General features: G+C 68.2%; 19 protein-coding genes and 2 pseudogenes. 14 read left to right on the top strand and 7 right to left on the bottom strand.

Annotated features, from left to right (window positions below; all coding sequences use genetic code 11):
* Positions 1 to 552: 552 nt before the first annotated feature.
* Complete coding sequence (locus ACLZN2_RS40240) at positions 553 to 1,479, top strand: peptidoglycan-binding protein (protein WP_416984623.1); 927 nt, start codon at positions 553 to 555, stop codon at positions 1,477 to 1,479.
* A 5-nt stretch (positions 1,480 to 1,484) separates the two neighbouring features.
* On the opposite strand, the gene ACLZN2_RS40245 is transcribed toward ACLZN2_RS40240, so the two are convergent.
* Positions 1,485 to 1,967, bottom strand: coding sequence for a DUF1992 domain-containing protein (locus ACLZN2_RS40245; protein ID WP_416984593.1), 483 nt, complete (start codon positions 1,965 to 1,967; stop codon positions 1,485 to 1,487).
* 124 nt (positions 1,968 to 2,091) lie between these two features.
* Between ACLZN2_RS40245 and ACLZN2_RS40250 the strand changes: the two genes are divergently transcribed.
* Positions 2,092 to 2,484 (top strand): hypothetical protein, encoded by a 393-nt coding sequence (locus ACLZN2_RS40250; RefSeq protein ID WP_416984594.1) that lies wholly within the window; start codon positions 2,092 to 2,094, stop codon positions 2,482 to 2,484.
* Positions 2,485 to 2,531: 47 nt separating this feature from the next.
* On the opposite strand, the gene ACLZN2_RS40255 is transcribed toward ACLZN2_RS40250, so the two are convergent.
* Together ACLZN2_RS40255 and ACLZN2_RS40260 are read right to left on the bottom strand one after the other, a co-directional pair.
* On the bottom strand, positions 2,532 to 3,203 hold the full coding sequence (locus ACLZN2_RS40255) for an O-methyltransferase (protein WP_416984595.1): 672 nt from the start codon (positions 3,201 to 3,203) through the stop codon (positions 2,532 to 2,534).
* Between the two features lie 118 nt (positions 3,204 to 3,321).
* Positions 3,322 to 5,088: a DUF2330 domain-containing protein gene (locus tag ACLZN2_RS40260; RefSeq protein WP_416984624.1), complete on the bottom strand. Its 1,767-nt coding sequence runs from the start codon at positions 5,086 to 5,088 to the stop codon at positions 3,322 to 3,324.
* A gap of 367 nt (positions 5,089 to 5,455) precedes the next feature.
* Here ACLZN2_RS40260 and ACLZN2_RS40265 point away from each other — a divergent pair, with 367 nt between their 5' ends.
* From ACLZN2_RS40265 to ACLZN2_RS40285, 5 genes are all read left to right on the top strand, one after another.
* On the top strand, positions 5,456 to 7,507 hold the full coding sequence (locus ACLZN2_RS40265) for a bifunctional glycosyltransferase 87/phosphatase PAP2 family protein (protein ID WP_416984597.1): 2,052 nt from the start codon (positions 5,456 to 5,458) through the stop codon (positions 7,505 to 7,507).
* 114 nt (positions 7,508 to 7,621) lie between these two features.
* Complete coding sequence (locus ACLZN2_RS40270; RefSeq protein WP_416984598.1) at positions 7,622 to 8,143, top strand: hypothetical protein; 522 nt, start codon at positions 7,622 to 7,624, stop codon at positions 8,141 to 8,143.
* Between the two features lie 175 nt (positions 8,144 to 8,318).
* Positions 8,319 to 11,948 carry a LamG domain-containing protein gene (locus ACLZN2_RS40275; RefSeq protein ID WP_416984625.1) on the top strand — a complete coding sequence of 1,210 codons (3,630 nt, stop codon included), beginning with the start codon at positions 8,319 to 8,321 and terminating at the stop codon, positions 11,946 to 11,948.
* A gap of 133 nt (positions 11,949 to 12,081) precedes the next feature.
* Positions 12,082 to 18,972 carry a polymorphic toxin-type HINT domain-containing protein gene (locus ACLZN2_RS40280; protein ID WP_416984599.1) on the top strand — a complete coding sequence of 2,297 codons (6,891 nt, stop codon included), beginning with the start codon at positions 12,082 to 12,084 and terminating at the stop codon, positions 18,970 to 18,972.
* Positions 18,973 to 18,985: 13 nt separating this feature from the next.
* Positions 18,986 to 19,315: a hypothetical protein gene (locus ACLZN2_RS40285; RefSeq protein ID WP_403637654.1), complete on the top strand. Its 330-nt coding sequence runs from the start codon at positions 18,986 to 18,988 to the stop codon at positions 19,313 to 19,315.
* Positions 19,316 to 19,422: 107 nt separating this feature from the next.
* On the opposite strand, the pseudogene ACLZN2_RS40290 reads toward ACLZN2_RS40285, so the two are convergent.
* A pseudogene (locus ACLZN2_RS40290) lies at positions 19,423 to 19,866 on the bottom strand (tyrosine-type recombinase/integrase); the annotation flags it as partial.
* A 48-nt stretch (positions 19,867 to 19,914) separates the two neighbouring features.
* On the opposite strand from ACLZN2_RS40290, the gene ACLZN2_RS40295 reads away from it, so the two are divergent.
* The 4 genes and pseudogenes from ACLZN2_RS40295 (at position 19,915) to ACLZN2_RS40310 (ending at position 21,789) form a co-directional block, all read left to right on the top strand.
* Complete coding sequence (locus tag ACLZN2_RS40295) at positions 19,915 to 20,349, top strand: Imm1 family immunity protein (protein ID WP_416984600.1); 435 nt, start codon at positions 19,915 to 19,917, stop codon at positions 20,347 to 20,349.
* Positions 20,346 to 20,730, top strand: a pseudogene (locus tag ACLZN2_RS40300) (HNH endonuclease signature motif containing protein). Before ACLZN2_RS40295 ends, ACLZN2_RS40300 begins: the two are co-directional and overlap by 4 nt.
* Before the next feature lie 34 nt (positions 20,731 to 20,764).
* The gene (locus tag ACLZN2_RS40305; protein ID WP_416984601.1) at positions 20,765 to 20,983 is read left to right on the top strand and encodes a hypothetical protein; all 219 of its coding nucleotides are present in this window, start codon (positions 20,765 to 20,767) and stop codon (positions 20,981 to 20,983) included.
* A 77-nt stretch (positions 20,984 to 21,060) separates the two neighbouring features.
* On the top strand, positions 21,061 to 21,789 hold the full coding sequence (locus ACLZN2_RS40310) for a DUF6461 domain-containing protein (RefSeq protein ID WP_416984602.1): 729 nt from the start codon (positions 21,061 to 21,063) through the stop codon (positions 21,787 to 21,789).
* Here ACLZN2_RS40310 and ACLZN2_RS40315 read toward each other — a convergent pair.
* Positions 21,780 to 22,211 carry an ATP-binding protein gene (locus ACLZN2_RS40315; protein WP_416984603.1) on the bottom strand — a complete coding sequence of 144 codons (432 nt, stop codon included), beginning with the start codon at positions 22,209 to 22,211 and terminating at the stop codon, positions 21,780 to 21,782. The genes ACLZN2_RS40310 and ACLZN2_RS40315 overlap by 10 nt on opposite strands.
* Positions 22,212 to 22,289: 78 nt before the next feature.
* On the opposite strand from ACLZN2_RS40315, the gene ACLZN2_RS40320 reads away from it, so the two are divergent.
* Both ACLZN2_RS40320 and ACLZN2_RS40325 read left to right on the top strand, forming a co-directional pair.
* Complete coding sequence (locus ACLZN2_RS40320; protein ID WP_416984604.1) at positions 22,290 to 23,117, top strand: helix-turn-helix domain-containing protein; 828 nt, start codon at positions 22,290 to 22,292, stop codon at positions 23,115 to 23,117.
* Positions 23,098 to 23,286: a DUF397 domain-containing protein gene (locus ACLZN2_RS40325; RefSeq protein ID WP_416984606.1), complete on the top strand. Its 189-nt coding sequence runs from the start codon at positions 23,098 to 23,100 to the stop codon at positions 23,284 to 23,286. The genes ACLZN2_RS40320 and ACLZN2_RS40325 overlap by 20 nt, the downstream gene beginning before the upstream one ends.
* On the opposite strand, the gene ACLZN2_RS40330 is transcribed toward ACLZN2_RS40325, so the two are convergent.
* Positions 23,270 to 24,439: a steroid 3-ketoacyl-CoA thiolase gene (locus tag ACLZN2_RS40330; protein WP_416984607.1), complete on the bottom strand. Its 1,170-nt coding sequence runs from the start codon at positions 24,437 to 24,439 to the stop codon at positions 23,270 to 23,272. The genes ACLZN2_RS40325 and ACLZN2_RS40330 overlap by 17 nt on opposite strands.
* Before the next feature lie 163 nt (positions 24,440 to 24,602).
* On the opposite strand from ACLZN2_RS40330, the gene ACLZN2_RS40335 reads away from it, so the two are divergent.
* A complete protein-coding gene (locus ACLZN2_RS40335; protein ID WP_416984609.1) occupies positions 24,603 to 25,838 on the top strand; it encodes a cytochrome P450 in 1,236 nt (411 codons plus the stop codon).
* 11 nt (positions 25,839 to 25,849) lie between these two features.
* Here the strand turns inward: ACLZN2_RS40335 and ACLZN2_RS40340 are convergent.
* The coding region (locus ACLZN2_RS40340; RefSeq protein WP_416984611.1) for a DUF1275 family protein at positions 25,850 to 26,313 on the bottom strand (464 nt) is incomplete at its 5' end.

The following is a 26,313-nucleotide window of genomic DNA, read 5'->3' on the forward strand; positions in this document are numbered from 1 at the left end:
GGCCTAAGCGGGGGCCGGCCAGCCGGAGAGGGCTCCGCAGGGGCCCCGGCCCCGACCAGGGGTACGGGCGCGAGCGGAAGCACGGGGACGGCCGGCGGAGGCCTCGGCCGAGGCGGGGGCCGGCCAGCCGGAGAGGGCTCCGCAGGGGCCCCGGCCCCGACCAGGGGTACGGGCGCGAGCGGAAGCACGGGGACGGCCGGCGGAGGTCCCGGTCGAGGCGGGGGCCCGCGAGCCGACGGGGACTTCGCAGAAGGCCCGGTTCCGGCCAGGGGCGCCGGGGCGAGGGAAGGACTCGGCCGGGGCGTGGACTTGGGAGGGGGCGCAGGCACTGCAGGCGGTTCGGGGAACGGCGTTGGCGCTGCGGGCAGTTCGGGAGCCGGTGTTGGCTCCGCAGGCGGTGCGGGGGTCGGCGTTGGCACCGCAGGCGGTGCGGGGGTCGGCGTTGGCACCGCAGGTGGTCCGAGGGCCGGGGTAGGCGCGGGAGCAGGCCCGGGCTCGAGCGGGGGCCCGTGGGCGGGCGGAGGCGCGGCGGGGAACGCCGTCGATACGACCATGCCCTTGCGGGCGGTGCCCGCCGCCGACGAGACGATGCGGCTCCAGCGGATCCCGTCGGGCGCCGCGGACGAGGCGCGGCCGATCCAGCGCATACAGCCGGGCGCCGCGGACGAGACGCGGCCGATCCAGCGCATACAGCCGGGCGCCACCGACGAGACGCGGTCGATCCAGCGCATACAGCCGAGTGCCGTGGACGCGACACGGCCGATCCAGCGGATCCTTCCGGGTGCCGAGCCCAGCACGAGCGATCTGAGCCTGTTCGAGACGCCGGACATGGGGAACCGGGCCCACCCGGACGACGAGGAGCCGCCGCGCGGGCGGCGCCGGCGCACGCTGGTGATCGCGGCCGCCGGTGCCGCCGTGGCGGTGGTGGCGGCGGCCGGGTTCGCCAGCGGGCTGTTCACCTACGAGAAGCCGACCCGCGACAAGGCCGCCCCCGAGGACGTACGGGCCGCCGTGCCCGACACCTCGACCAGCGCGGCCTCCGCGTCCACCCCGAGCGGCTCCGCCTCCCCCTCGGCGTCCAGCGCCCCGCCGTCCCCCTCGGAGAGCGGGAGCCCGTCGCCGAGCGCGGCGGAGTCGAGTGCCCCGCCGTCCTCCTCGCCCTCAGCCACGGAGAGCACGACGGCCCCCACGGCCCGCGCCACCGGAACCATCGGCGCCGAGAACCAGGCCGACAACAGCCAGGAGACCATCTCCGCGCCCGTCCTCCGCCTGGGCGACAAGGGCGACGAGGTCACCGAACTCCAGCTGCGCCTGCGCCAGTTGTACCTGTACAACGGCGAGGCGAACGGCACCTTCACGAGCGACGTGGAAAGCGCCCTGCGCAACTACCAGTGGTCCCGCGGCATCCAGGAGGACGAACTCGGGGTCTACGGGGCGACGACGAGAGCGAGCCTGGAGTCGGAGACCAAGGAGCCGTAAACGACTCAGCCGAGGTGACTGTCCTCCGCGGTCCCGTCCGCGGTCCCGTCCGCGGTCCCCTTCGTGGTTTCCTCCGCAGTCCCTGCCGCGGCCCGGCGCTCCCCCCACTCCCGTACGACCGCTTCGACGTCGTACGGCTTCATGCCCAGCGGGGGGCCGGGCGGTGGCTTGAACATCATGTCGCGGAGCTTGACGTTGACGTCCGTGATGATCTTCCGGGCGATGCGCTCCGAGGGCGCCGCGTACGCCGCCGCGAGCGCGTCCTCCGCCTCCTTGCGCAGAGCGAGGGACGGGGGCAGGACCGAGAGCCCCTCACGGGCCATCTTGCCCTTGATCCACCAGAGTTCGTCGTACGAGCTGTCGGTCCCCGGCGGCAACGGCTTCCCCGCGCCGGGAAGTTGGTCGAACTCCCCGCGCCGTTCGGCGTCACGGATCTGCTTGTCGACCCACGACTCGAACGGGACACCCGGTGGCTTTCGCTCGGTCATGCCTCCATTGTGCCGGACGTGACCGGCCCGGGCGATTTATCATGCCGCCGCTGTGCAAACACTGTTCAGCGGCTTGTCCAGTCGCCACCCAGCCGTCGATTCACGGCTTCACGAAGGAGCGCACGTGCTCGAACTCACCATGGCTACCGTCTCCGGGACGGAAGAGGGCGCCACGGCCGGCATGCTCATGGCCGACGCGCCCAGTGACCCGGGCGCCGTGCTGCGGGTGGGCCGGGACAAGTCCGTGTGCCGTCTCGTGACGCCCGAGGACTGGCTGTTCGTCTCCCGGGTGCACCTGGAGTTCCTGTGCGGCCCCGAGGGCACCTGGCAGGTCTCCTGGCTGCGCGGCTCGCAGGACGAGCCGTCCTCCGAAGTACGACTGCTCGTCGGGGAGTACGCCCAGCAGATCGCCTACGGCGGCACGGTACCGCTGCCGCGCGGCGGCTCCGGCGAGATCGTCGTCGTCGACCGCACCGGGCCGCGCAGCGTCAACGTGGGCTTCTTCCACGAGATGTAGGCCCTCGTGAGTCCCTCTCGTAAGTCCCTCTCGTAGGTCCCTGAGGGCTACGCCAGGACGCGGGCCAGCGCGAAACCGTCGTAGCCCTTGGTACCCACCGTCTGGATGGCCGTCCCGCTCAGCCGGGGGTGGGAGCCGATCAGTTCGATCGCGCCCCGGCTGCCCCGGATGTCCCCGTCCGCACTGGTCGCGTCGACCACCCGCCCACCGCGTACGACGTTGTCGACGACGATCAGGCTGCCCGTGCTGGTCAGTCTCAGCGCCCACTCCAGGTAGTGCGGGTTGTTGCCCTTGTCGGCGTCGATGAAGACCAGGTCGAACGGGGGCGGGTTCTCGTCGGCCAGCCGGGGCAGCGACTCCAGGGCCGCCCCGACCCGTACCTCCACCACCTTGTCCAGGCCCGCGCGGGCGATGTTGCGGACGGCGACCTCCGCGTGCCGCGGGTCGTACTCCAGCGAGATCAGCCGGCCGTCGGAGGGGAGCGCGCGGGCCATCCAGATCGTGCTGTACCCGCCGAGCGTGCCGATCTCCAGGATCGTCCGCGCGCCCTGGATCTCGGCCAGCAGCTGGAGCAGCTTGCCCTGGTTCGCCGTGACGTTGATCCCGGGGAGCCCGGCGGCCTCGCTGTCGCGCAACGCGGCCGCGGTCACCTCGTCGTCCGGGGCGAGGTGGGCCGTGAAGTAGGCGTCGACGGCCTCCCAGACCTGCGACTCGCTCATGCGCTCTGCCTCCCGTGTGCCTGCGACAGGTTAGAACCGCTAACCACTCCTGTGAACGGACCTCGCCGTGCGCGGGTTCCCCGCCCAAGGGTCCTCCCCGGTTCCCCGCCCCGCGAATTCACCCGTTCGGGCGAGGCACCACGGGGAGGGTGAAGGGCTTCGGGGACACGGGGGTGCGCGGGGGCGCGAACGGCGGACGGGGAGGGCGTGGAGGGGCGCTGGGGGGCGTGGAGGCGGAGGAGGCGGCGGCGGAGGAGGCGGGTGTGGGCGTGGGTGTGGGGGACGGGGGCGCGGTTTCGTGTGCGGTGGGAGGGTGGGGCGGGGGCGGGGGCGGGGGTGTCTGCTGGGTCCGGCGCGCTCGTTGCTCCCGCTGCGCGGACTGTGCGGACTGCGCATGACGCCCTGTTGGCTGCGCCTGCTGTGTCTGTTGCGTCTGCTGCGGCCAAGGGGGCATGTGCGGCATGGGCGGTACGGGCGGTACGGCTGCTCCGGCGGGACGTGCGGTCGGCCTCGGAGGTAAGCCGGTGCCGGAGGGACGGCCGGCCGGCCTGGGGGGCACGGTTGCCCCGGTCGGGCGAGCCGTCGGCATCGGAGGGACACGGGTCGGGGTGGGGCGTGTGGTCGGCATCGGAGGGACACCGGTCGGGGTCGGGCGTGTGGTCGGCATCGGGGGCGTGGGCGGGGTGGCGGGCCGCCCCGGAGTCCCCGCCGGGGGAGCGGCCGGCGTCCCCGCCGGGGTCGCCGGATGGTGGCCCGAGGCGTGGCGGGGGCCCGGCTGGGCCGCTCGGTCGGCCCTGCGTCGGTGGAGGGCGAGGGCGACGGAGGCCGCGGAGGCGACCGTGAGGCCGCCGATCACCGTCACCAGCCACGCCGGGACGCCGAGCACCCTGAGCAGCCGGTCCTCGTAGATCACCTGACGGAACGCGGTGTCGGCGGGCGCCTGCCGCAGCTCGTGGTCCCCGGAGATCGCCGAAGGACGCGGGAACTCCTGGGCGACCGCCGTCAGGAACGGCGTGCCCTCCGCCAGCTCACCGAGCGGGCCGCGGGCCGAGGAACCGACGCGGCCCGCGAAGGTGACGCGGGGCCGCTCGCCGCCGATCCGGGACGCCGGTTCCATGCGGTGGGCGGCGAGGACGTACAGGCCCAGCGACTGCGGGGTGGTCGCGAGCCGGGACAGCCGCATCGGGTACACGGGGGTGTCGGCGGCGAAGGTGAGGTGCAGCGGCTGGAGCTCGCCGTCGAGGACGTCGCCGGCGGTCTCGGGGGTCAGCTTGACCGCGACGTACTCCCATCGCCGTTCGACGTACGGCCGCAGGGCAGTCTCGAGGCGGGGCGGGAGGGCGAAGTCGTTCGAACTCAGCCAGTCGTCCAGGGCGGCCGGATCGGTGGCGGTCAGCCGGGCCACGTCGAACGGCCCGAGCCGCTCACGCCCGACCACGCCCACCTCGGCGCCGGTCCCCGGCGGGGGCGGCGGCCCGCCCCGGCCGTCCCCGGCGGTCAGCGGCCAGTCGCCGTCCTGCGGCCAGAAATGGGTACGCGTGCGCTGCACGGGCGCGGTGGCGGAGGCCAGCTGGTCGAACAGTTCCGCGTCGCCGAGCTCCACCGTCGCCCGGTTCGGGACCGGCATGATCCAGGCGGCCCGTTCGGCGTCGCCGCCGACCCGCAGGCTCATCACGATCTGCTCCTGCCTGCCGTCCCAGCGCACGGCCGACACCTCCCGGCCGACCGTGAGCTGCCGACCGTCGCCCGGGACCAGGGCACCGCAGGCGCAGGCGTACGCCGGCGCGACGAGCGACCCGAGCTGGAGCGCCAGCAGCGCCAGGAGGACGGCGACGACCCGCGCGTACGCCCGCGCCCCGGCGTCCCGCCGCCCGCTGCCGTGCATCTCCGTCACCCTCTTCACCCTGCCCCTTCACCCTTCCCCTTCGGCTGCCTGTCGGCATCCGCGCGTTCACGACTCGCAGCCGTCCCGCTGCCCTCGGTGTCGTACGGGCGTACGACGGTACGGCTGAAGCGGGCGTTCCGTTCGTGAGAAGTGCCAGTTCCGGCCGCGCTGTGACCCACATCGCGCCCTGCGGAGGCAACCTTCCCCCCGGCGCACTATCGTCTTCCGGACAAAAGGAGGACCGACGTCAGGTGAAGCGGGGATGGCCTGCGTCTCTCTCCGGGGGCGGTCCGAGCCTCATAGGGTTCGTTCAGGACACACCCACGCGAAGACGTGTGGGACGCACGGGGCGGGAGGCCGACGAGGCGTGGCGAATGCGGAGCACAGCGGGCGACCGGCGGAGGCCTTCGGGGCGACGGCGGTCGGCACGACGAGGGCGGCACGTCTGCGCGCCGCCCGTCTCGGCCTCTGGCTGCTCGCGGCGGTCCTCGCCGTACGCCAGGTGGCCGTCGTCCTCGGCACCCCGCGCGGGGAGCGGCTGACGGACCTGGAGACCTGGGTCGGACCGAACGGCGTACTGCACGTCAACGGCTCGCTCTACGACTCCACGCGCTTCACCGGCACCCCCTTCGGCGGGCTCGTCCTCAAGCCCCTCACCCGGGCGGCGGAACAGGCCCTCGGCTGGGGCTGGACGTTCGGCACGCTGCTCCTGGTCGCCGCCCTGGGCCTGGTGGTCGCGCGCGCCCTCCCGCAGCCGGTGAGCAGACGTACGTCCCTGCTCGCCGCTCCCGTCGCGATCAGCCTGCTCATGCTGTCGCTGCCGGTGCGCAACACCCTCTGGCTCGGCCAGACCAGCATCATCCCGGTGCTGCTGGTGCTGCTCGGCTGCTTCGTCGTACGGGGCCAGAAGGCGGGCGGCGCGCTGATCGGCCTGGCCGCCGCCCTGCAGCCCACGGTCCTGCTCTTCGCGGCGCTGCTGTGGTTCACCGGCCGCCGCCGGGCCGCCGCCGCGACCGGTGCGACGTTCGCCGGAGTCACCGTGCTCGCCTGGGCGGCGATGCCGCACGACTCGTACACCTACTGGGTGCACCACATGGCGGGCGTCGGCCTCGGCGGCAAGGCGGACGCCCTCGCCAACCAGTCCCTGCACGGCGCCCTGCTGCGCCTCGGTCTGACCGGCCCGCTGGAGATCGGCCTGTTCCTGGCGCTCGGCGCGGCCGTCGCCACCCTCGGCGTACGCCGCGCGGTCCGCTACGCCCACGACGGCCAGCTCCTGCTGGCGGTGGCCGTCACCGGCTGCGCGGCGATCGCGGTCTCCCCGACGACCTGGCAGCACCAGCTGCTGTGGGTACTGCTCGCGGTGGTCGGCAGGGTCGGCAAACGCGCCTCGGACCGCTACGTCTGGCCGGTCGCCGTGGTCCTCGTCATGACCCTCCCGGCGAAGATGATGCTGCCGAACATGCCGGCGCTCCACCCGCTGCGGGACAACGCTGTCCTGCTGGCGGCCGTCGCCGCGGCGACGGCGATCCCGTTCCTCTCGCGCACGTCCCCGTACTACCGCGCCCCGATCCCCACGGAGTACGCGCCCCAGGTCCCGGCGCGCCTGAGCCACGTCCCTCTGCTGCCGTTCCTGCGCCGCGTCCTGACCCGCCCGAACCTCCTCCTGGAACTGCTCCTCATCCGCGTCACCTACGCGGCGTACCAGCAGGTCCGCCTCGCCGCGACGGGCGGCTCCAACTCCGCCGGCCGGGTCCGCGCGGAGGCCCACGGTCAGGAGATCCTCGACCTCGAACGCTTTCTGCACATCGACATCGAGCACGCTGTCAACCACTGGATCGTCGGAGTCGAGTGGCTCCGCGACTTCTTCGACTTCTACTACGAGTCCTTCCACTTCGTCGTACCGCTGACCGTCCTCGCCGTCCTGTACTGGCGCCGCCCGGTCGACTACCGCTGGGCCCGCGCTTCCCTGGGCTTCGCGACCCTGCTCGCCCTGGTCGGCTTCTGGCTCTACCCCCTGGCCCCGCCGCGCCTGATGCCGGCCCTCGGCATCATCGACACGGTCCACGGCGTCCAGGACTTCTCCAAGCCCGACTACGGCACTCTCACCGCCCTGACCAACCAGTACGCGGCGATGCCGTCCCTCCACTTCGGCTGGTCCCTGTGGTGCGGCATGGTCATCGCGATCGTCGCCCCGAAGTGGTGGATGAAGGCCCTCGGCCTCCTCCACCCCTTCTTCACGGTCTCGGCGATCGTCGCGACGGGCAACCACTGGGTCCTCGACGCGGCAGGCGGCGCGGCCGTCGTCGTCGCCGGTTTCGGCCTGTCGTACGCCCTGATGGGCCCCCGCGCCCACTCCGCGCCCCTCCCACAACGAACGGACCCGGTCCCGGCACCGAAGACACCGACCCCAAGCGCCTGACCAAGCCCAAGCCCAAGCCCGAAACCCGACACCAAACCGTTGGCAAACGGCCCGCTCCGCGGAGCGGGCCAACGGGCATGCTGAGGTCGGAGGTTGGACGACCGAGGGGGCGGCTTGACGACACCGACGAAACACACCGACCACGGCAGACGCACCGCCGCGCTTCTCCTCGTGCTCACCGCCCTGGCCACCTCCGGCTGCACCCACTTCCTCCCCTCCCACCCGATCCCCCCGTCCCTGGGCGCCCGCCTGGAGGGCGACACGATCGTCGTCAAGTTCCCCGTGTGCCCCACGGACGAGATCCGCCGCGTCGAGGTCTACGACTGGGACGACGACAAGGCCGACACCCCACGCGTCGTGTGGTGGGCCTCCGACCCGACGTCGGCGACGGTCCGCGAGGGAGTCGTGAGTCTCTGGACCGGAGAGGGCTTCGCCAAACACTCCCCGCGTCCGGCCGAGTCCTCCATCCCGCCCCACATCGGAGTGGCCTACGAGGACCCCACCGGCGACGGCCGCGACGGCCTCTTCACGGTACGAACCATCAAGCAGGCGAGCCTGAATCCGGGCGACTACTGGACGGACGACGGCCCTATGACGGCCGACGAGATCGACGGACAGCTCGAGTGCGCCCAGTGATGATCCCTTGACGCAAGGTATGAAGCGGGTTTGACTACGTTCACATTTTGAAGATCTTGTGCGTCTGGGCGGGGGATCAGTGCTGTTGATGCAAGGTGTTAAAGAGGAAAAGTTATGTCATGGGCATGACTGGCGAGCGAAGATGGTGGCCGCGACGGCCGGGCTCGCCACAGTGATGGTCCTGCTGGTGGCACCTGCTCAACAGGCAGCCGCTGCGACAGGCGAGTCCGATGCCGTCTCCCTCACCGAGGCACAACAGGCGCTTTCCGACGCGCAGGAGTCCGGCGAGCGCGTGGAAGTGACGGGAGAACGCACGGACCGGACGACGTTCTACGCCAATCCCGACGGCTTCACCTTCACTCTCGAGGAGTCCGTCGTGCCCGTGAGGGTGGCCAAGCCGGGTGGTGGCTGGCAGGCGCCGGATGCGACTCTGGAAACACGTTCCGACGGCTCGGTGGGGCCGAAGGCGGCCGCCGTGTCGATCGACCTCTCCGGGGGAGGCGGCAACGTACCTCTGGCCCGGATCGAAGATCAGGGGAGGGCGCTGGAGCTCGAGTGGTCGGGCAACCTTCCGGCGCCGCAGTTGGACGGCGCCAGCGCCGTCTATTCCGACGTGTTGCCGGGTGTCGATCTGCAGGTGACGGTGACACCCGAGAGCTTCCAGCCGGTGTTCGTCGTGAAGACCCCGGAAGCGGCGGCGAATGACGACCTGAAGAAGCTCACGTTCGGACTCAAGTCGCGGGGACTGGACATTCGTGAAGGCGCGGCCGGCAATCTCGCGGCCGTCGACGGCAGCGGCCGGACGGTGTTCAAGGCGCCGCCCGCCCGGATGTGGGACTCGGCGGGCGACGGCGCGGCCCCGACAACCGAAGAATCCGGCACGCAGACGCAGTTGTTGCGGGCCCAGACGCTCGCCACGGAGGCGACCACGTCGTCCGATCCTGCTGAGGTGGCCCCCTCCGGTTCAGGGCTGGAGCCCGGCCAGGGTGACAAGGTTGTCAAAATGGACGTCGCGGTCACCGAGGACTCGTTGTCCGTTGTTCCGGACACGGCAATGCTCGCCAAGACGGAAGCGTCGGCATTCCCGCTCTTCATCGACCCGAAGGTTTCCTGGGGCGAGTCGGAGCGCACCCTGCTGCGCAGTGACGGCTACGAGTCCTACGGATGGGGCAACGGTGATGACGACCAAGGCAAGGGCGCGGGCAAGTGCGGCACCTGGAACGGCTATTACTGCGGACCGGGGTACGTGCAGAAGCTGTACTTCGAATTCTCCCCGGCCAGCCTGAAGGGCAAGAAGGTCCTCGACGCCACGTTCCGCGTGACCGAGCCGTGGGCATTTCAGTGCGACCCGCGCATGGTGGACCTCGTTCGCACGAACAACATCTCCTCCGCCACCACTTGGGCTTCGCGACCCACGGAACTCGACCTGATGGGGGACCAGAACGTCTCCGCCGGACGCGGCTCGCTGTGCGACCCGGACTCACCGGACGCACCCATCGAGTTCCATGACAACCCGGCGGAGACCAACGAGAACCTGACCTCAACGGTGTCGAACTTCGCGGCAGGCAAGTTCTCCCGGCTGACGCTGGAGATCAAGGCACACGACGAGTCCGACCCCTCGGCCTGGAAGCGCTTCAAGAACGATGCCACGCTCGAGGTGAAGTTCGTGGCGGTGCCCGCGCTACCGACCCAGGTCGGCCTGGTCACAGGTACCGGCTATGTGTGCTCCACCAAGTCGACAGATCCGGACGTGGTATCCGACCCGACTCCGCAGGTGCAGGGACGGCCCCGCACCGCGTCCGGCGGCGAGTCGTACGCCCACCTGCGTATCCGCTGGAGGGTCGACAAGTACGACGGAACAACCTGGACGCTCGCGACCACCGACGTCGACAGCCCCACGTCAGGCTACGCCGGAAACCTCAAGTTGCAGTCCCGTAGCTTGGCCACCCTCCAGGAGGGGGTGTTGTACCGGGTGAAGGCGCTGACTCTCTCCTATGACGAAGAGGGCGCGAACCGCTTGAACACCGGCTACACCACGCCCTGTTATTTCAAGGTCGACCCTACGGCCCCCAAGGCACCGCTGATCTCCGTGGCCTCCCCGTACACGCAGTGCACGACCAACGACTGCACCGCGCACGGTGGCCCGGGGGTGGAGGCCATGTTCACCTTCAATCCCGCTGCGGGGGACGAGGAGAGCAACGTCGCCTACCAGTACAGGCTTTCCTCGACGGCGGAGTGGTCGCCCGATCAGCCTCACGCCTCGGTATCAGTCGGCATCACACCGCCGAAGGAAGGCACGTACCGCCTTTACGTGAGGGCCAAGGACACTGTCGGTCGCCCTGGGGCACAGTCGGTCTTCGACTTCCTGGTCGCCGACGGCGAGGAGCCGGTCGGCCGGTGGAACTTCACCGAGGCAGACGGCGCCGCGGTGGACTCCGCGACATGGGACGGTTCGGACAACGCGACTCTGGCAGGCGGTGCGGCCCGGGACGACCGGGGGCGACGCGGGCTGATCACCCACGATGCCAGCGGTGTGGCGCTGGAGTCCCCGGTCACGGACAGGGGCATGACTCTCGATGGAAGCTCGGGCTACGCGGCCACGGCCGCCACGGTGCTGGACACCTCCGCCTCGTACACCGTTTCCGCCTGGGTGCGTGTCGACCCCAGTGCCTCACGCACGTTGACGGCGCTCAGCCAGGCGCCGGACAGCCCCAGCCCCTTCACGAAGAAGTACATCCCCTTCGGGCTGTCGTACGCGGGCGGAGGGGGCAACACCTGGAGCCTGAGCGTGATGGGCACCGATGGATCCCTCCGTAAGGCGAACGCCCAGCAGGCCACGCCGCGTGGTGTGTGGACGCATGTGGCGGGGGTGTACGACGCCGAGCAGAAAAGAGTCAGCCTCTACGTCAACGGAGTGCTCCAGAGCACCGTCGAATCCGTCACGGCCTGGCAGGGGTCGGGGCCGCTGCAGATCGGCCGCGGAATCTGGGCCGACGCCTTCACCGACTACTTCAGCGGCGGCATCGACGAGCCGACCGCATGGCAGCGGGCGCTGTCGGGGCAAGAGATCGTTGACGAGGCACGGGCGATGATCTCGAAGGAGTACGCCGCAGTGGAACTCGTCGCCGACTGGTCGGCCGACCGGGGATCCGGCACCACGATCGCGGACACCACCTCGGGCTACGGCCGGTCGCTGAACCTGGGCGGCAGTGCGTCGCTGGACGGGGAGTCGATCGTGCTGGACGGTGTGGACGGCGCGGCAACCACTGAGGGGCCGGTCGTGGACGACACCGGGTCCTTCACGGTCACCGTCCTGGCGTCCCTGGACGCCGACGCCCTCAAGGGTAAGAGCGTCGGCTATATCGGCCAGGTGGTCGGGCAGCGGACGGCGGACGGCTCGGCGTGGGGCTTCTGGTACAAACTGACGGGCAACCGCACGGTGTGGGACGAGGATGCGGGCGAGGAGAAGACAGTCCCGGTGGGGCTGTGGCACTTCGGTCGGCTCAACACCGACGGCTCGTTCAGCTCGGTGGAGTCGGTGACAGTCGCGGACGTGGACGAGATGGTCAGGATGACCGGCGTCTACAACGCTCAGGACGGCACGATCAGCCTGTATCTGGGAGCAGTCCAGGACGGTGACGACAAGGCGTTCACCGCCAGGACCGGCTCCGGTGACTTCGCCGTCGGCAAGGGCTTCAGCGGTGACGCGTGGGGGCACTACCTGCCGGGACGCGTTGCGGAAGTCAGGCTGTGGGCGGGCGCGATGTCCGGATTCGGCCAGGTCGAGGAGACCGTGGGCGACTGACGCCATTACCCGACCAGGGCGCTCTTTCAAGTCTTCTGAACTTTCTCGACGGGACCGGGGGCAGTACGTGATCCTTGGCAGGAGCAGATCAATCGCGCAGTGGACAGGCACCGGCCGACGTCCGCGCGGTCGGATGCTGGTGCAGTCGTTGGCCTTGGCGCTCATCGTGCCTCTGGGCGCGGCACAGGTCGCCCAGGCTGCCGGATCGGGCGGGCTGGGCCGCCCGGACGTGCCCCAGTCCCGGGTGAGTGAGGTCAAGGCGTTCGACGGCACGGGCGCGAAGAAGGCTCGTGAGCGGGCCGCACGCGATACGAAGGCCAACAAGGCCCAGGCTGAAAAGGCTCGTACGGAGCAGAAGGCGATCTGGCCCGGAGACGGGGAGGCCACGCTCCGCCTCAATGCGGGGAAGAGGGCCACCGCCGAGCCGAGCGGCCTGCCGGTCACCCTCGCCCCACAGACCGGAGGCAAGGCCGCGGCAGCCGGCGAGGCCCACGTCACCGTGCTGGATCAGAAGTCCGCTCGTGCGGCGGGGGTCACGGGCGTGCTGTTGACCGCCGAGGCGGACACTGGCGGTAACACCGAAGTCAGTGTCGACTACAGCCGCTTTGCTTCCGCCGTGGGCGGCGGATGGTCCCAGCGGTTGCGTCTTGTGCAGCTTCCCGCCTGTGCCCTGACGACCCCTGAGAAGACCGAGTGCCGCACCCAGCGCCCGCTCGCGTCCGACAATGACGTGACGCGCCAGTCGGTGTCGGCGAAGGTGACCATTGCCGAGGCATCGAACGGCCCGACGCCCCAACTCCTCAAGGCGGCGGGCAGCGCCACCTCCGCAGCCACCGTGCTGGCCGTCACTGCTGCCGCGGCCGGCTCCGGGGAGTCCCCCAAGGGCACCGGGAACTACTCGGCAACTCCGCTGTCGGAGTCCTCGTCCTGGGAGGCGGGCGGCAGTTCGGGCGCCTTCACATGGTCGTACGGCTTCACCATGCCCCCGGCCGCCGCGGGCCCCCAGCCGCCGCTGGCGCTGTCGTACGACTCCGGCAGCGTGGACGGTCGCACGGCCACGTCCAACAACCAGGGCACATCGGTCGGTGAGGGCTTCACACTCACCGAGTCCTACATCGAACGTACCTACGGATCGTGCGACGACGACGGCCACGACGACGTCTTCGATTCCTGCTGGAAGTACGACAACGCGCGCCTCGTGCTGAACGGCAAGTCGTCGAGGCTCGTCAAGGACGACGACAGCGGGAAGTGGCGACTGGAGAACGACGATGCCTCCATCGTGACCCGTTCAACCGGCGCGGACAACGGCGACGACAACGGCGAGCACTGGACCGTCGTCACCGGCGACGGCACAAAGTACGTATTCGGCCTTGACAAGCTGGACGGCGCGGACACCCAGCGCACCAACTCGGTTGCGACCGTACCCGTCTTCGGGGACGACGAGGACGAACCCGGCTACTCCGAGGGCGACGCCTTCGCCGACCGTGCCCTCACCCAGGCCTGGCGGTGGAACCTCGACTACATCGAGGACACGCGTGGCAACGCGGCCACGTACTGGTACACGAAGGAAACGAACTACTACAAGAAGAACAAGTCCGAGACCGCCAATGCCGCCTACACCCGCGGCGGTTACCTGGAGCGGATCGAGTACGGCCTGCGCAAGGGCGCGCTCTTCATCGACAAGGCGGACGCGAAGGTCACCTTCAGTTACGCGGAACGCTGCACTGCCGCCGACTGCTCCAGTCTCACCAAGGACACGGCCGACAACTGGCCCGACGTACCGTTCGACTCCATCTGCTCCAAGGACGACGACGAGTGCGACGCGAGCGGCCCGGCGTTCTTCTCCCGCAAGCGCCTCACCGGGATCGACACCTTCTCCTACAACGCCACCAGCGCCGCCTACGACCCGGTGGACTCCTGGGACCTGGCCGAGCAGTACCTCGACGGCGGCGACATCGGGGACAGCTCCGACCAGGTGCTCACGCTGAAGTCGATCAAGCGCACCGCCAAGGCGGGTACGTCGGCCATCGCGATGGACCCGGTCTCGTTCACGTACGAGCTGCGCCCCAACCGCGTCGACGCCACCGACAACATCCTGCCGCTGACCCGCCCGCGCCTCTCCACCGTCACCTCCGAGACCGGTGCCATCACCACGGTGACGCTCTCGGGTGAGGAGTGCGTGCGCAGCCAGGTCATCAGCGCGCCCCCGGACTCCAACACCCGATCCTGCTACCCGCAGTTCTGGCACATCAACGGTGCCGAGGACGCCTCGATCGACTGGTTCCACAAGTACCGGGTGCTGGCCGTCACCGTCTCCGACCCGACCGCCGCCAACGAGACGGTCGAGCACGCCTACTCCTACAGCGGAGCCGCCTGGCACTACGCCGACGACCCGTTCACGAAGAAGGGTGAGCGGACCTGGTCCGACTGGCGCGGCTACGCCCAGGTCACGGCGTGGACCGGCGCGACGGACGTGACCCGCTCGCGGACCGTCTCCCTGTACCTCCAGGGCATGGACGGTGACGAGAAGAGCGACGGCACCACCAAGTCCGTCTCCGTGGCTCCGTTGTCGGCTCCGGCTCTCGGGGCGTCGTCGGTCACGGACAAGAACGAGTACGCGGGCCAACTGCGGGAGCAGGTCACGTACGACGGCTCGACGGCGATCTCGGCCACGGTGAACGACCCCTGGTCACAAGAGACCGCCCGGCAGACCCCACCCGGTGCCGGCGACCACATCGCGCGTTACATCCGCACGCAGAAGGTGCACGGCTACACCTACCTGACGGTCCCCCAGAGTTGGCGCGAGCGGCTGACGAGCACGTCCTTCGACAGCTACGGCATGCCTGTCACGGTCGAGGACGCCGGTGAGGTCGGCACAGCGAAGGACGAGACGTGCACCCGCACCTGGTACGCCCGTAACACCGACCTGGGCATCATCAGCACCGTCTCCCGCATCCGCTCGGTCGCCCGCACCTGCGCCACCACGGACACCCAGCTCACCCTGCCTGCGTCCATGGATCCGGCCAAGCCCGACCGAGGCGACGTCCTCGCGGATGTGAGCACCGTCTTCGACAACACTTCAGCCACTGCCTGGTCGGCGAGCCAGACGCCCACCAAGGGCCTCGCCACCTGGACCGGGCGGGCAACCGGCTACGCCGCCACCGCGAACACCGACGGTGACCGCCTTCCCAACGGCTGGCAGCGGATCTCCGCAACGACGTACGACACGCTGGGCCGCCCCGTGAGCAAGAGCGACGCAACCTCGAACCCGGCCACGGTCCTCGCCTACACCCCGACCGACGCGGGCCCACTGACCAGGACCATCACCACCGACCCCAAGACGTACAAGACGACGAGCTTCCTCGATCCCCGGCGTGGCCAGCCCCTGCGCATCTACGACGCCAACAGCAAGAAGACCGAGCTGGCCTACGACGCCTTGGGCCGGCTGACCCAGGTCTGGCTGCCCAACCGCGACAGCGCCATCCAGTCGCCCAACCAGAAGTTCGCCTACCAGCTGAACAATGCCAAGCAGTCCTGGGTGTCGTCGTCGACGCTGAAGAAGGACGGCGAGACCTACAACACCAGCTACACGATCTACGACGCGCTCCTGCGCCCGCTCCAGTCCCAGTCGCCGACACCCGAGGGTGGCCGTCTGCTCACGGACACCCGGTACGACACCCGGAGCCTCGCGTACGAGACGTACGCCGACATCTTCGACAACACCAGCACACCCACCAGCACGTACACCCGGGCCGAATACGGCGAGTCCCCCACCCAGACCGAGACGCTCTTCGACGGGGCGGGCCGCGCCACCACATCGACCCTCTACGTGTACGGCGCCAAGAGGTGGTCCACGACCACCAGCTACACGGGTGACTCCGTTGCCACGACGGCCGTCGAGGGCGGCTCGGCCCAGCGCACCATCACCGACGTCCGCGGCCTTATGACGGAGACCCGCGAGTACGCGAGCACGAGCCCGGCCGACACCGCCTACGGCGGCGGCACCGGAGCCTCGTACACCTCCACGAAGTTCACCTACGCACTGGACGGCCAGCAGAAGACGATCACCGGGCCGGACAACGCCGCCTGGTCATACGTCTACGACCTGTTCGGCCGCCAGGCGAGCGCCACCGACCCCGACAAGGGGACGACGGCAACCGAGTTCGACGTCCTCGACCGACCCGTCAAGTCCACGGACTCCCGGGGCGTTTCGGTCCTGACCGACTACGACGTGCTGGGGCGTGTCACCGGCACCTGGAAGACCGCCAAGACGGACGCCAACCAGCTCACCGGTTACGTCTACGACACCGTCCTCAAGGGCCTGCCCACCTCCTCCACGCGCTACCTCGACGGCAAGACGGGCACCACGTCCTACACCCAGTCGGTCACCGCCTACGACAGCCTGGGCCGTGCCACGACCAGCGAGCTTCAGCTGCCCTCGACCGACGCGTTCGCGGTGGCCGGCGCCGCGTCCAAGCTGTCGTTCGAGACGTACTACAACCTTGACGGCACGGTGCAGCAGACGAAGGAACCGGCCGCCGGAGGCCTGCCCTCGGAGACGATCGGTTACGGCTACGACGCCCTCGGCGACGTCACCTCGGTCGGTGGCGCGACCGGCTATCTGCTGGACGTCGACTACTCGGCCCTCGCTCAGCCCAGGCTGCTGACGCTGGGCCCGGGCGGCACCGACAACAAGAGCTTCTACGTCGCCAACGACTTCGAGGAGGGCACCGGCCGCCTCACCCGCAGCTACGCCACGGACCAGACCCACGGCTTCATGCTGCAGGACCTCAACTACGGCTACGACCAAACCGGCAACGTCACCTCGATCAGCGACCCGACCACGCAGGGCGGCGCGAGCTCGGCGGACACCCAGTGCTTCACGTACGACGGCCACCAGCGTCTGCTGGAAGCCTGGACGCCAACCTCCCAGAAGTGCTCCGACGCACCGAGCGCGTCGAGCCTGTCCGGCCCGGCCCCGTACTGGACGAGCTACAGCTACAACGACGCCGGCCAGCGCACCAGCGAGACGGTCCACAAGAGCACCGGCAACACGAAGACGACGTACTGCTACACGAGCACCACCCAGAAGCACGTGCTGACGGGCACCACCACCAAGACCGACTGCTCGACTCCCGAGAGCGCGTACGACTACGACGCGTCCGGCAACTCCTGGCACCGCCCCGGCAAGACGGCCACCCAGACCCTGGACTGGTCACCGGAGGGCCAGCTCAGCAAGCTCACCGAAAACGGCTCGGCGACGGACTACGTCTACTCCGCCGACGGCACCCTCCTGATCCGCAACACCCAGAACGGCGAGCGCGTCCTGTACACGGGCGCCACGGAACTCCACCTCCGCGCCAACGGCACTACGTGGGCGCAGCGTTACTACAGCGCGGGCGGTGTCACCATCGCGATGCGCACCAACCAGTCGGGCACCAACAAGCTCAGCTACCTGACCGGCGACGCGCACAACACGTCCTCCCTGGCCATGAACCAGGACACCGCCCAGACCTACACCAAGCGCTACACCACCCCCTTCGGCGCGGACCGAGGCACCGCCCTCTACGGCCCCTGGCCCGACGACAAGGGCTTCCTCGGCAAAACCCGCGACGCGACGACTGGCCTCACCCACATCGGTGCCCGCGAATACGACCCGGCCATCGGCCAGTTCATCAGCGTGGACCCGATCCTGGACCCGAGCCAGCCCCAGTCCCTCAACGGCTACGCCTACGCCAACAACAACCCGGTCACCCACAGCGACCCCACGGGCCTGTGGATCGACGACGGCACAGGCCACAACGAGCCCCGCCGCAACGGTGGAGGCGGCGGCCAGAGCCCCACTCCCGGAATCCCTGCTGGCGGGACGGGTCCTGGAGGCTGCTACTACAGCTGCGGTTCCTCTGACGGAGGAAGCGGAATCCTCGAGCAGATTAGCGACGAGAGCCGGGAAGTGCGAAAGGAGATCTACGCCGCTGTCGACCACTTCGCTCTGAACGCCGAGCAGCGTGCGCAGTGGCTCAACGCCTATCGCGATGACATGCAGAAGGCGTACCGCAGCGGAACTGCTGACGCGAGCAACACCATCGGTACGGCTGTAAACGTCTGCTGGGTCCATAAAGAAATCGGTTGTTCGCAGGAAATGCGCGACTACTTCATGGATCTCGAGTACTCGCGTATGGCGTCCATCGGGGGATTCGAAAGTGCCGTTGTAGAAGGCGGTGTCAAAGTGGCCCTCGGTAAAACGGACGTTGGCCGTGCCCTGAGGGCGTACTCCTGCAAGTGCTTCCTGGCTGGAACGGACGTCCTCATGGCCGACGGAAAGACCAAGGACATCGAGGACATCAAACCAGGTGACACAGTTCTCGCCACCGATCCTGAGACCGGCGCAACGGGTGCACGCAAAGTCACCGCCGCTATCGTGACCGATGACGACAAGTACTTCAACGAACTGTCGATTGCCACACCCGACGGCATCGAGCCCCTGACGGCGACTCACGAGCACCCCTTCTGGTCACCATCCGAACACCGCTGGGTCGAGGCCGGCCTGCTCACCCCGGGCATGACTCTGCGTACGGACGACGGCACCACCGTCATCGTCACGGCCAACAGGGCCTTCACAGAGCACGCCCGCACGTACAACCTCACCGTCGACGACCTGCACACGTACTATGTGCTGGCGGGGGCCACGCCGGTCCTGGTTCATAACTCTGGCGGATGCATTCCAATGTCGTCTGCTATCGGCCAGGATTCGCTACTGACGAAAGCGGCGCAGCAAGCAGGGAAGAATCAGGATGTACAAAGAGACTTGGACCACCTGTTTGAGCAGCTTTCCCGCGGAAACATGAACCCGGGTAGAGGAAGTAAAGCGTTGACTGGCACGGATGTGACCTACGCGCGAGGGCGAAACGGTGGGCGACTCTTCTTCCGGAATGTTGACGGCGGCATACAAGTTGTCGGCAAGGCGGACAAGGGGAACGAGTCCAAGGTGATCGCGAGGCTGAAGCAGATTTATGGACAGTAATCACGTCGAACCCGTGGAAGACGACATCTACCACGTCGTCAGGGAACCTGAGTTCACTGCGCTTTTCATGCTCGGTGCCGATGACCCGGCGGAAACAGTAGAGGACGTTGATGCCGAGTTGCGACTCCCTGACGGCACCCGGTGGAGTGCAAGTTTCATGACTCTTGGTGCGATCGAAACGGTGATGAATCGATGGAGGGAAACCGGCGAGTATGGCGGTGGAGTCTTCTTCCAGTGTTCTGATCTCGTGATCGTGCCCAAGGGTGGAGTGGCAGCCATGGTCGAGGCATTCCGCGCGATCGTGGCGGAGGGTCCGCAGGGGACTCTCGGAAATTTGGAGTAGCGCGATTCTGGCTCTCTTGCCGGGCCGTTCCAGTAATTCTGGAAGCTCCACCGGCGCATTGTTCGGTGGAGCCTTCCGGTCGTTTGACGGCAACGCTGACGGCAACGTCAGCGGACGTCGGCTACAGAGATCCGGGTGCCTGGTCGGTCGGGGCCGGGCCTGAGGGCGTCGCCGAGGGTGTCGATGGCCTGACGCTGGAGGTGGAGTCGGACGTGGGCGTAGACGCCGGCGGTGACGCCGATGTGGGCGTGGCCGAGCAGTTCCTTGATGACGACGAGGTCGACGCCCTGCTCCAGGAGCAGGGTCGCGGTCGAGTGGCGGAGATCGTGGAAGCGGATGGCCCGGAGGCCTGCGCCGCGAAGGAGACGGCGGAAGCGGCGGGTGAGATTGCTGGGGTCGAGCGGTTTGCCGTTCGGGGCGGTGAAGACGAGGCCGTTGCCCATCCAACCCGTACCGGCCGCCTGCCGCTCACCATCGACATCACGGACGCGCACGGCGAGCGGATGTACTTCCGGGTCGAGCGCGATCAGCTCTGACACTGCCCGCACTCGAACCACACCGTTTTCCGCCTGCGGGCGTCGGACCTACGGGGGCGTGAAGTGAAGTACGGTCGGGTGCAGGCTTACTATCGGCGCCAGCACGGAGATAATCCGGTTTTGCTTCAAACCCTAAGCGATGTTGATGCCTTGATCGACGCGCTCCTCGCAAGCCGGCCATCGGAGAACTTGGCCGCGCTGCACAGCTTGGAACGTCTGCTCATGCCGGCAGGTGTTCCAGACCACGAGTTGCTGGTTGGGGCTGACGGAGACCTTCAGGTCGGAGTCCTCGGCTTCATGGATGACGGAAATTTCGTCTCGCTTGATTCCTCGAATGGGCGGGGGGAAATCTCCTATTCCATCATGGGGAATGCGACCGAGTTTCCGAGCCGTTCGGAAATCCCTATCGGTCTTGTGCGTCAGGCTGTAAAAGAGTTCTTGTCCTCCGGGGGGCAGCGTCCAACGTGTGTCTGTTGGCAAGAGCCAGAGTTCTGGTGATCTGCGCCGTCCCGCATGAATTACACACCCGATACGAGAACCCCGCCGGCGACGGTCGCGACGGCGTCTTCACCGGGCAGATCGCTCGGCGACTTCAGGGTCGCCAGTTCGCGACATTTGGAGATTTCCGGGAGGCTTTCTGGAAAGAGATTTCCAATGCCGGAGTTGGCTAATCAGTCCAGTCGAGCCAATGGGGTGAGGATGGTCGAAGGGAAAGTTCCGTTTGTCGTTAAGGATCAGGCCATAGGTAAGAATAATCGCTATGTTCTGCATCATGTCACGCCAATCCAGCATGGCGGGGGCGTGTATGACCTGGACAACTTGATCGTCGTGACGCCCCGGTATCATGCGGAGGTGCTGGATCCGGACTATCATCAGTGAAGTACTTCACGTGTAGAGAGAGCCACGAATGAGAATGACGCGCGAGCAGCTGGTGGAGTTGGCTAGGGGTCTCATGGCCTCAGAGGGGACAGAGGCGGAAGATGACGAGATGGTTCGCATCCTTGAGGGCAACGTGCCGCACCCCAGAGTGCTCGATTTGATTTACCATCCCGAGCTTGAGGGGCTTACTGACAGTGCAACTGCTGAGGAGATCGTTGATGTTGCTCTGGCCTGCAAGTCAATTGCTCTGTGAGCGACCCGTAGTGATCTTTGGCTGACACCTCTCGAGGCGTCACTTTGAGACAGCGGCTGCGGGGAGGATGTGTCGCAATGTCGTCAGTGACCGCAGCCGACTACGGCTGGATACGTTCCTCGTCCTCGTCCTCGCTGTTCCGGTACGCCCTGGAGGTCGGGTACACCCTGACGTTGGTGCGGGGTGTTTCGCCGACGGCTGTGTTCGGGTCGGTGCGGGCCGAGCCGCGGGGTGTGTGCGTGGGGCTCGGTGAACTGGTCGAGGAGCACGGGGAGTTCCTGGAGGACTGGGACGACTGGCCGGAGTCCAGCCTCGTGGGAGCGTTCACCGTGCCAGGTGACGGGGGCGACTGGACTCTCGTCCTGGATCTCGGAGGTGACCTGGGTACCCGGCCCGGCTTCATGGCGGCGCTCTCCGTCGGGACGCGTGCCGTCTCGCATTCGAGCAACGGCGGCAAGCCCATGCACTTCTTCCACTGGTACGAGAACGGCGAACTGCGGACCACCTTCGAGTCCGACGCCGTCCGGACCGGGAGCACCCCCGACGACCTGAACGCCCTCATCGGCGAGGTGGGCCTCAATCCTCACGGAGACGACGCCCCCGATGTCGACCGCAAGGCAGCGGTCTTCGCCCTGACCGAGCGTCTCACCGGCTTACGAGTCACCGAGGAACTGCTCCGGGACGCCGAATACCGGCTGGGAGAGGTCCCGGAAGGGCCTGCCGAGGAGTGGCAGGGCGTCACCATCGACATCACGGACGCGCACGGCGAGCGGACGTACGTCCGGGTCGAGCGCGATCAGCTCTGACGCCGCCCGCACTCGAACCACACCGTCTTCCCGCCCCCGGGCGCCGGTGTCACACCCCACTTGTCGACCATCGCGTCCAGGAGGAACAGGCCTCGGCCGCTCTCTGATTCCGGTTCCGGATACGACTCCGCCGGGGTCGGGAGCAGTTGGCCGTAGGCGTCCGTCACCTCGACCCGGATCCCGGGCGGCTGTTTGAGGAGGAGCAGTTTGCAGCGGCGGTCCGGGACGTGGCGGTAGACGTTGGCGATCAGTTCTGTCGTCGCCAACTCGACCGGATCCGTGAGGGGTTCGAGGTCCCAGTCCTGAAGGAATCTGCGGGTGATTCGGCGGATGTGGCCGGCCGAGTGGGTGCCGACCGTGAGGGTCATGCGGTACTGCGTGGGGATCGGCGGGGTGTAGAGGCAGGGGGAATTTCCGTTCACGGGACCAGCGTGACCTGTTGCGACTACCCTGGGCTACCGATCGAATGCAACGCGTATTCTCGTGAGAGGGGACTCCTCGTGGTCCACGTCAACGTCCTCGACCCGGGTGCTTCGCCCCTCGACTACTACGGTTTCGAGCTGCGGCGGTTGCGGGAGGCCGCTGGGCTCACGCAGCGGCAGATGGGCGATGTGCTCAACTACACCGGGTCGTTGGTGGGGCAGATCGAGACCGCTCGGAAGGTTCCCACGCCTGAGTTCAGTGAGCGCGTGGATGCGGCGCTCGTGACCGGTGGGTTCTTCACTCGGCTCGTCGACCTTGTGCTTCGTAGCCAACTTCCGGCCTGGTTCAGGCAGACCGCTGAGTTGGAAGCGCGGGCCATCGAGATCTGCACCTTTCAGAACAACCTGATCCATGGTCTGCTGCAGACCCCGGCGTACGCGCGTGCCGTCCTGGGTGTACTCGACCGGACCGACCTGGAGGACCGCACCGCCGTCAGGCTTGCCCGCCAGCGCATCTTCGAGAAGAGCGATCCGCCGGTCTTCTGGGTCGTGCTCACCGAGGGCGTGCTGTGCCAGGAGATCGGGGGCCGGGAGGTCATGCGTGAGCAACTGGCCCACTTGTTGTCGTTCGAGGAGAATCCTCGGATCAACATTCAAGTGCTGCCGTTCGCGGCTGGGGCACACCCTGGAACGCAAGGCTCGTTCACCCTCTTCCGCTTCGCCAGCGACCCGTCCATCGTCTACACCGAGGGGTATGGCAGCGGGCATCCGAGCGCGAACTTGGACACCGTCAAGGACTGTTCGCTCCGTTACGATCATCTCCGGGCCGCCGCTCTGTCCCTCAAAGATTCGGCGGAGCTGATCCGGCGAGTGATGGAGGAGCGCTATGGAGAGCAAGTGGCGTAAGTCGTCGTACAGCGGTGACCAGGGTGGCGAGTGTGTCGAGATCGCCGCGACCCCCTCCGCCATCGCCGTCCGCGACTCCAAGAACCCGGCGGGCCCGATGCTCGCGCTCCGGCCCGCCGTGTTCTCGACGTTCCTCTCCTGGGCGGTGGCCCCTACAGTCGCTGAATGATCGTTCCCGTTGCCACGGCGCCTCCCGCGCACATCGTGATGAGGGCGAACTCCTTGTCCGTGCGCTCCAGTTCGTGGAGGGCCGTGGTGATCAGGCGGGCGCCCGTCGCTCCGACCGGGTGGCCGAGGGCGATGCCGCCGCCGTTGACGTTGACCTTGTCCAGGTTCTGGTCGAAGACCTTGGCCCAGGACAGGACCACCGAGGCGAAGGCCTCGTTGATTTCCACCAGGTCGATGTCCTTCAGCGTCATGCCCGCCTTGCCGAGGACCGCCCTCGTCGCGTCGATCGGGCCGTCCAGGTGGAAGTGCGGGTCCGCGCCGACCAGGGTCTGGGCGACTATCCGGGCCCTCGGCTTCAGTTTCAGGGCCCTTGCCATGCGCTTTGACGCCCACATGATCGCCGCTGCCCCGTCGCTGATCTGGGAGGAGTTGCCGGCCGTGTGGATGGCGGTCGGCATGATGGGCTTGAGGCCGGCGAGGGCTTCCGCCGTCGTGTCCCGTAGGCCTTCATCCCTGTCGACCAGGCGCCACATGCCCTGGCCGGCTGCTTGTTCCTCCTCCGTGGTGGGGACCTGGACGGCGAAGGTCTCCTTCTTGAAGCGTTCCTCCGACCAGGCGGCGGCGGCGCGGGACTGGGACAGCAGGCCCAGGGCGTCGACGTCGTTCCGCGTCAGGCCTCGGTTGCGGGCTATGCGTTCCGCCGCCTCGAACTGATTGGGCAGGTCTACGTTCCACTCCTCCGGGAACGGCTTTCCCGGGCCGTGCTTCGAGCCCGAGCCGAGGGGGACCCGGGACATGGCTTCGACGCCGCAGCTGATCCCCACGTCGATGACGCCCGCCGCGATCATGTTCGCCGTCATGTGTGACGCCTGCTGTGAGGAGCCGCACTGGCAGTCGACCGTCGTCGCCGGGGTCTCGTAGGGCAGGCCCATGGTGAGCCAGGCCGTGCGGGCGGGGTTCATGGACTGTTCGCCGGCGTGGGTCACCGTGCCGCCGACGATCTGTTCGACCGCGTCGGCGGGGATGCCGGTGCGGCCGAGGAGCTCGCGGTAGGTCTCGCCCAGGAGGTAGGCGGGGTGAAGGTTGGCCAGCGCGCCGCCGCGCTTGCCGATGGGGGTGCGGACTGCTTCCACGATCACGGGTTCGGCGGCCATGGGTGCGGATCCTCCTCCGAGGAACTAGTACGTGTTCTAGTTCTTACGGTCAGTCTGCTGACGTGATGTGCGTCACCGCAAGGGTCTTGCAGCCTTCAGCACCCTGAACTACCTTCACCGCAATCTGTATCTGATGACGTGTCAGATTTAGCGGGAGCTGCCCATGCCCTGTCCAGCGCTTCCCGACGGGTTCGACTTCACCGACCCCGACCTGCTGCATCACCGTGTGCCCCTGCCGGAGTTCGCCGAGCTGCGGCGTGCCGAACCGGTCCGCTGGATCCCGCAGTCGGGCAACGCCGCCGGCTTCCAGGACGAGGGGTACTGGGCCGTCACCCGGCACGCGGATGTGAAGTACGTGTCCACGCACCCCGAGATCTTCTCCTCCTACCTCAACACCGCGATCATCCGCTTCAACGAGCACATCCCGAGGGAGTCGATCGACGCCCAGCGGTTCATCATGCTCAACATGGATCCGCCCGAGCACACGCGCGTACGGCAGATCGTGCAGCGCGGGTTCACGCCGCGGGCCATCAGGGGGCTGGAGGAGCGGCTGCGGCAGCGCGCGCGGGACATCGCCGCCGGTGCCGGCGCGCACGACGGCCCCTTCGACTTCGTCACCTCCGTCGCCTGTGAGCTGCCCCTTCAGGCCATCGCCGAGCTGATCGGCATCCCCCAGGACGACCGGGCCAAGATCTTCGAGTGGTCCAACAAGATGATCGCGTACGACGATCCCGAGTACGCCATCACCGCCGAGGTCGGCCAGCAGTCCGCCGCCGAGCTGATCTCGTACGCGATGAACATGGCGGCGGAACGGAAGCAGTGCCCGGCCCATGACATCGTCAGCACCCTCGTGGCCGCCTCGGACGAGGGGAACCTCAACTCCGACGAGTTCGGGTTCTTCGTGCTGATGCTCGCCGTCGCCGGGAATGAGACGACCAGGAACGCCATCACTCATGGGATGCACGCGTTCCTCACGCATCCCGAGCAGTGGGAGCTGTACAAGGCCCAACGCCCTTCCACCGCCGCCGAGGAGATCGTGCGGTGGGCCACGCCCGTCGTCTCCTTCCAGCGGACCGCCACCCAGGACACCGAGCTCGGCGGCAAGCTGATCAGGAAGGGGGACCGGGTCGGGATCTTCTACGCCTCCGCCAATCATGATCCGGACGTGTTCGACCGGCCCGACGAGTTCGATGTGCTCCGGGATCCGAATCCCCATCTCGGGTTCGGTGGGGGTGGGCCGCACTTCTGTCTGGGCAAGTCGCTCGCCGTACTGGAGATCAACTTGATCTTCAACGCCGTCGCCGACGCCCTGCCCGATCTGCGGCTCGTCGAGGATCCGCGCCGGCTGCGGTCGGCCTGGATCAACGGGGTGAAGGAGTTGCGGGTCAGCGCCCGGTAACCCGACCCGGCCTACTCCTTGCCCGAGGCCACCAGCGCCAGTGTCCCCGAGGTCACCGCCGCGATGAGCAAAGGGAGGGCGATGCCGTGGTCCAGGACCAGGGCCGCGCCCAGGACCGCTCCCACGAACATCGAAATCACGGCCGCCGTACGACGGAACGAGTGGCTGCCCGAGCCGCCGCCCGCGTGGGAGTCGGAGGCCAGACCGGTCAGGGTCATGGTCAGGACGGTGGTCGTACTGAGGGCGGGGACGGCCAGTTTTTGGACGATCGCGTTGCGTAGTCCCATCGCGAGGGCGGTGAGGGCGATGACCACGTAGACCCGGATGCGGCCGTGTTCGGTGGTGACGTGGGCCACGGCTGCGGCGGTGGCCAGCAGGGCGGCCTCGGCGGCGAACGTCACCCGGGCCCATGTGCGGCGGGGGCTGTCGCCGAACCGCCGTACGACCCGGCCACCTGCCGCCGCGCCCGCGAGGA

Origin of the sequence: Streptomyces sp. T028, from assembly GCF_048159505.1 — a bacterium.
Taxonomy (GTDB): Bacteria; Actinomycetota; Actinomycetes; order Streptomycetales; family Streptomycetaceae; genus Streptomyces.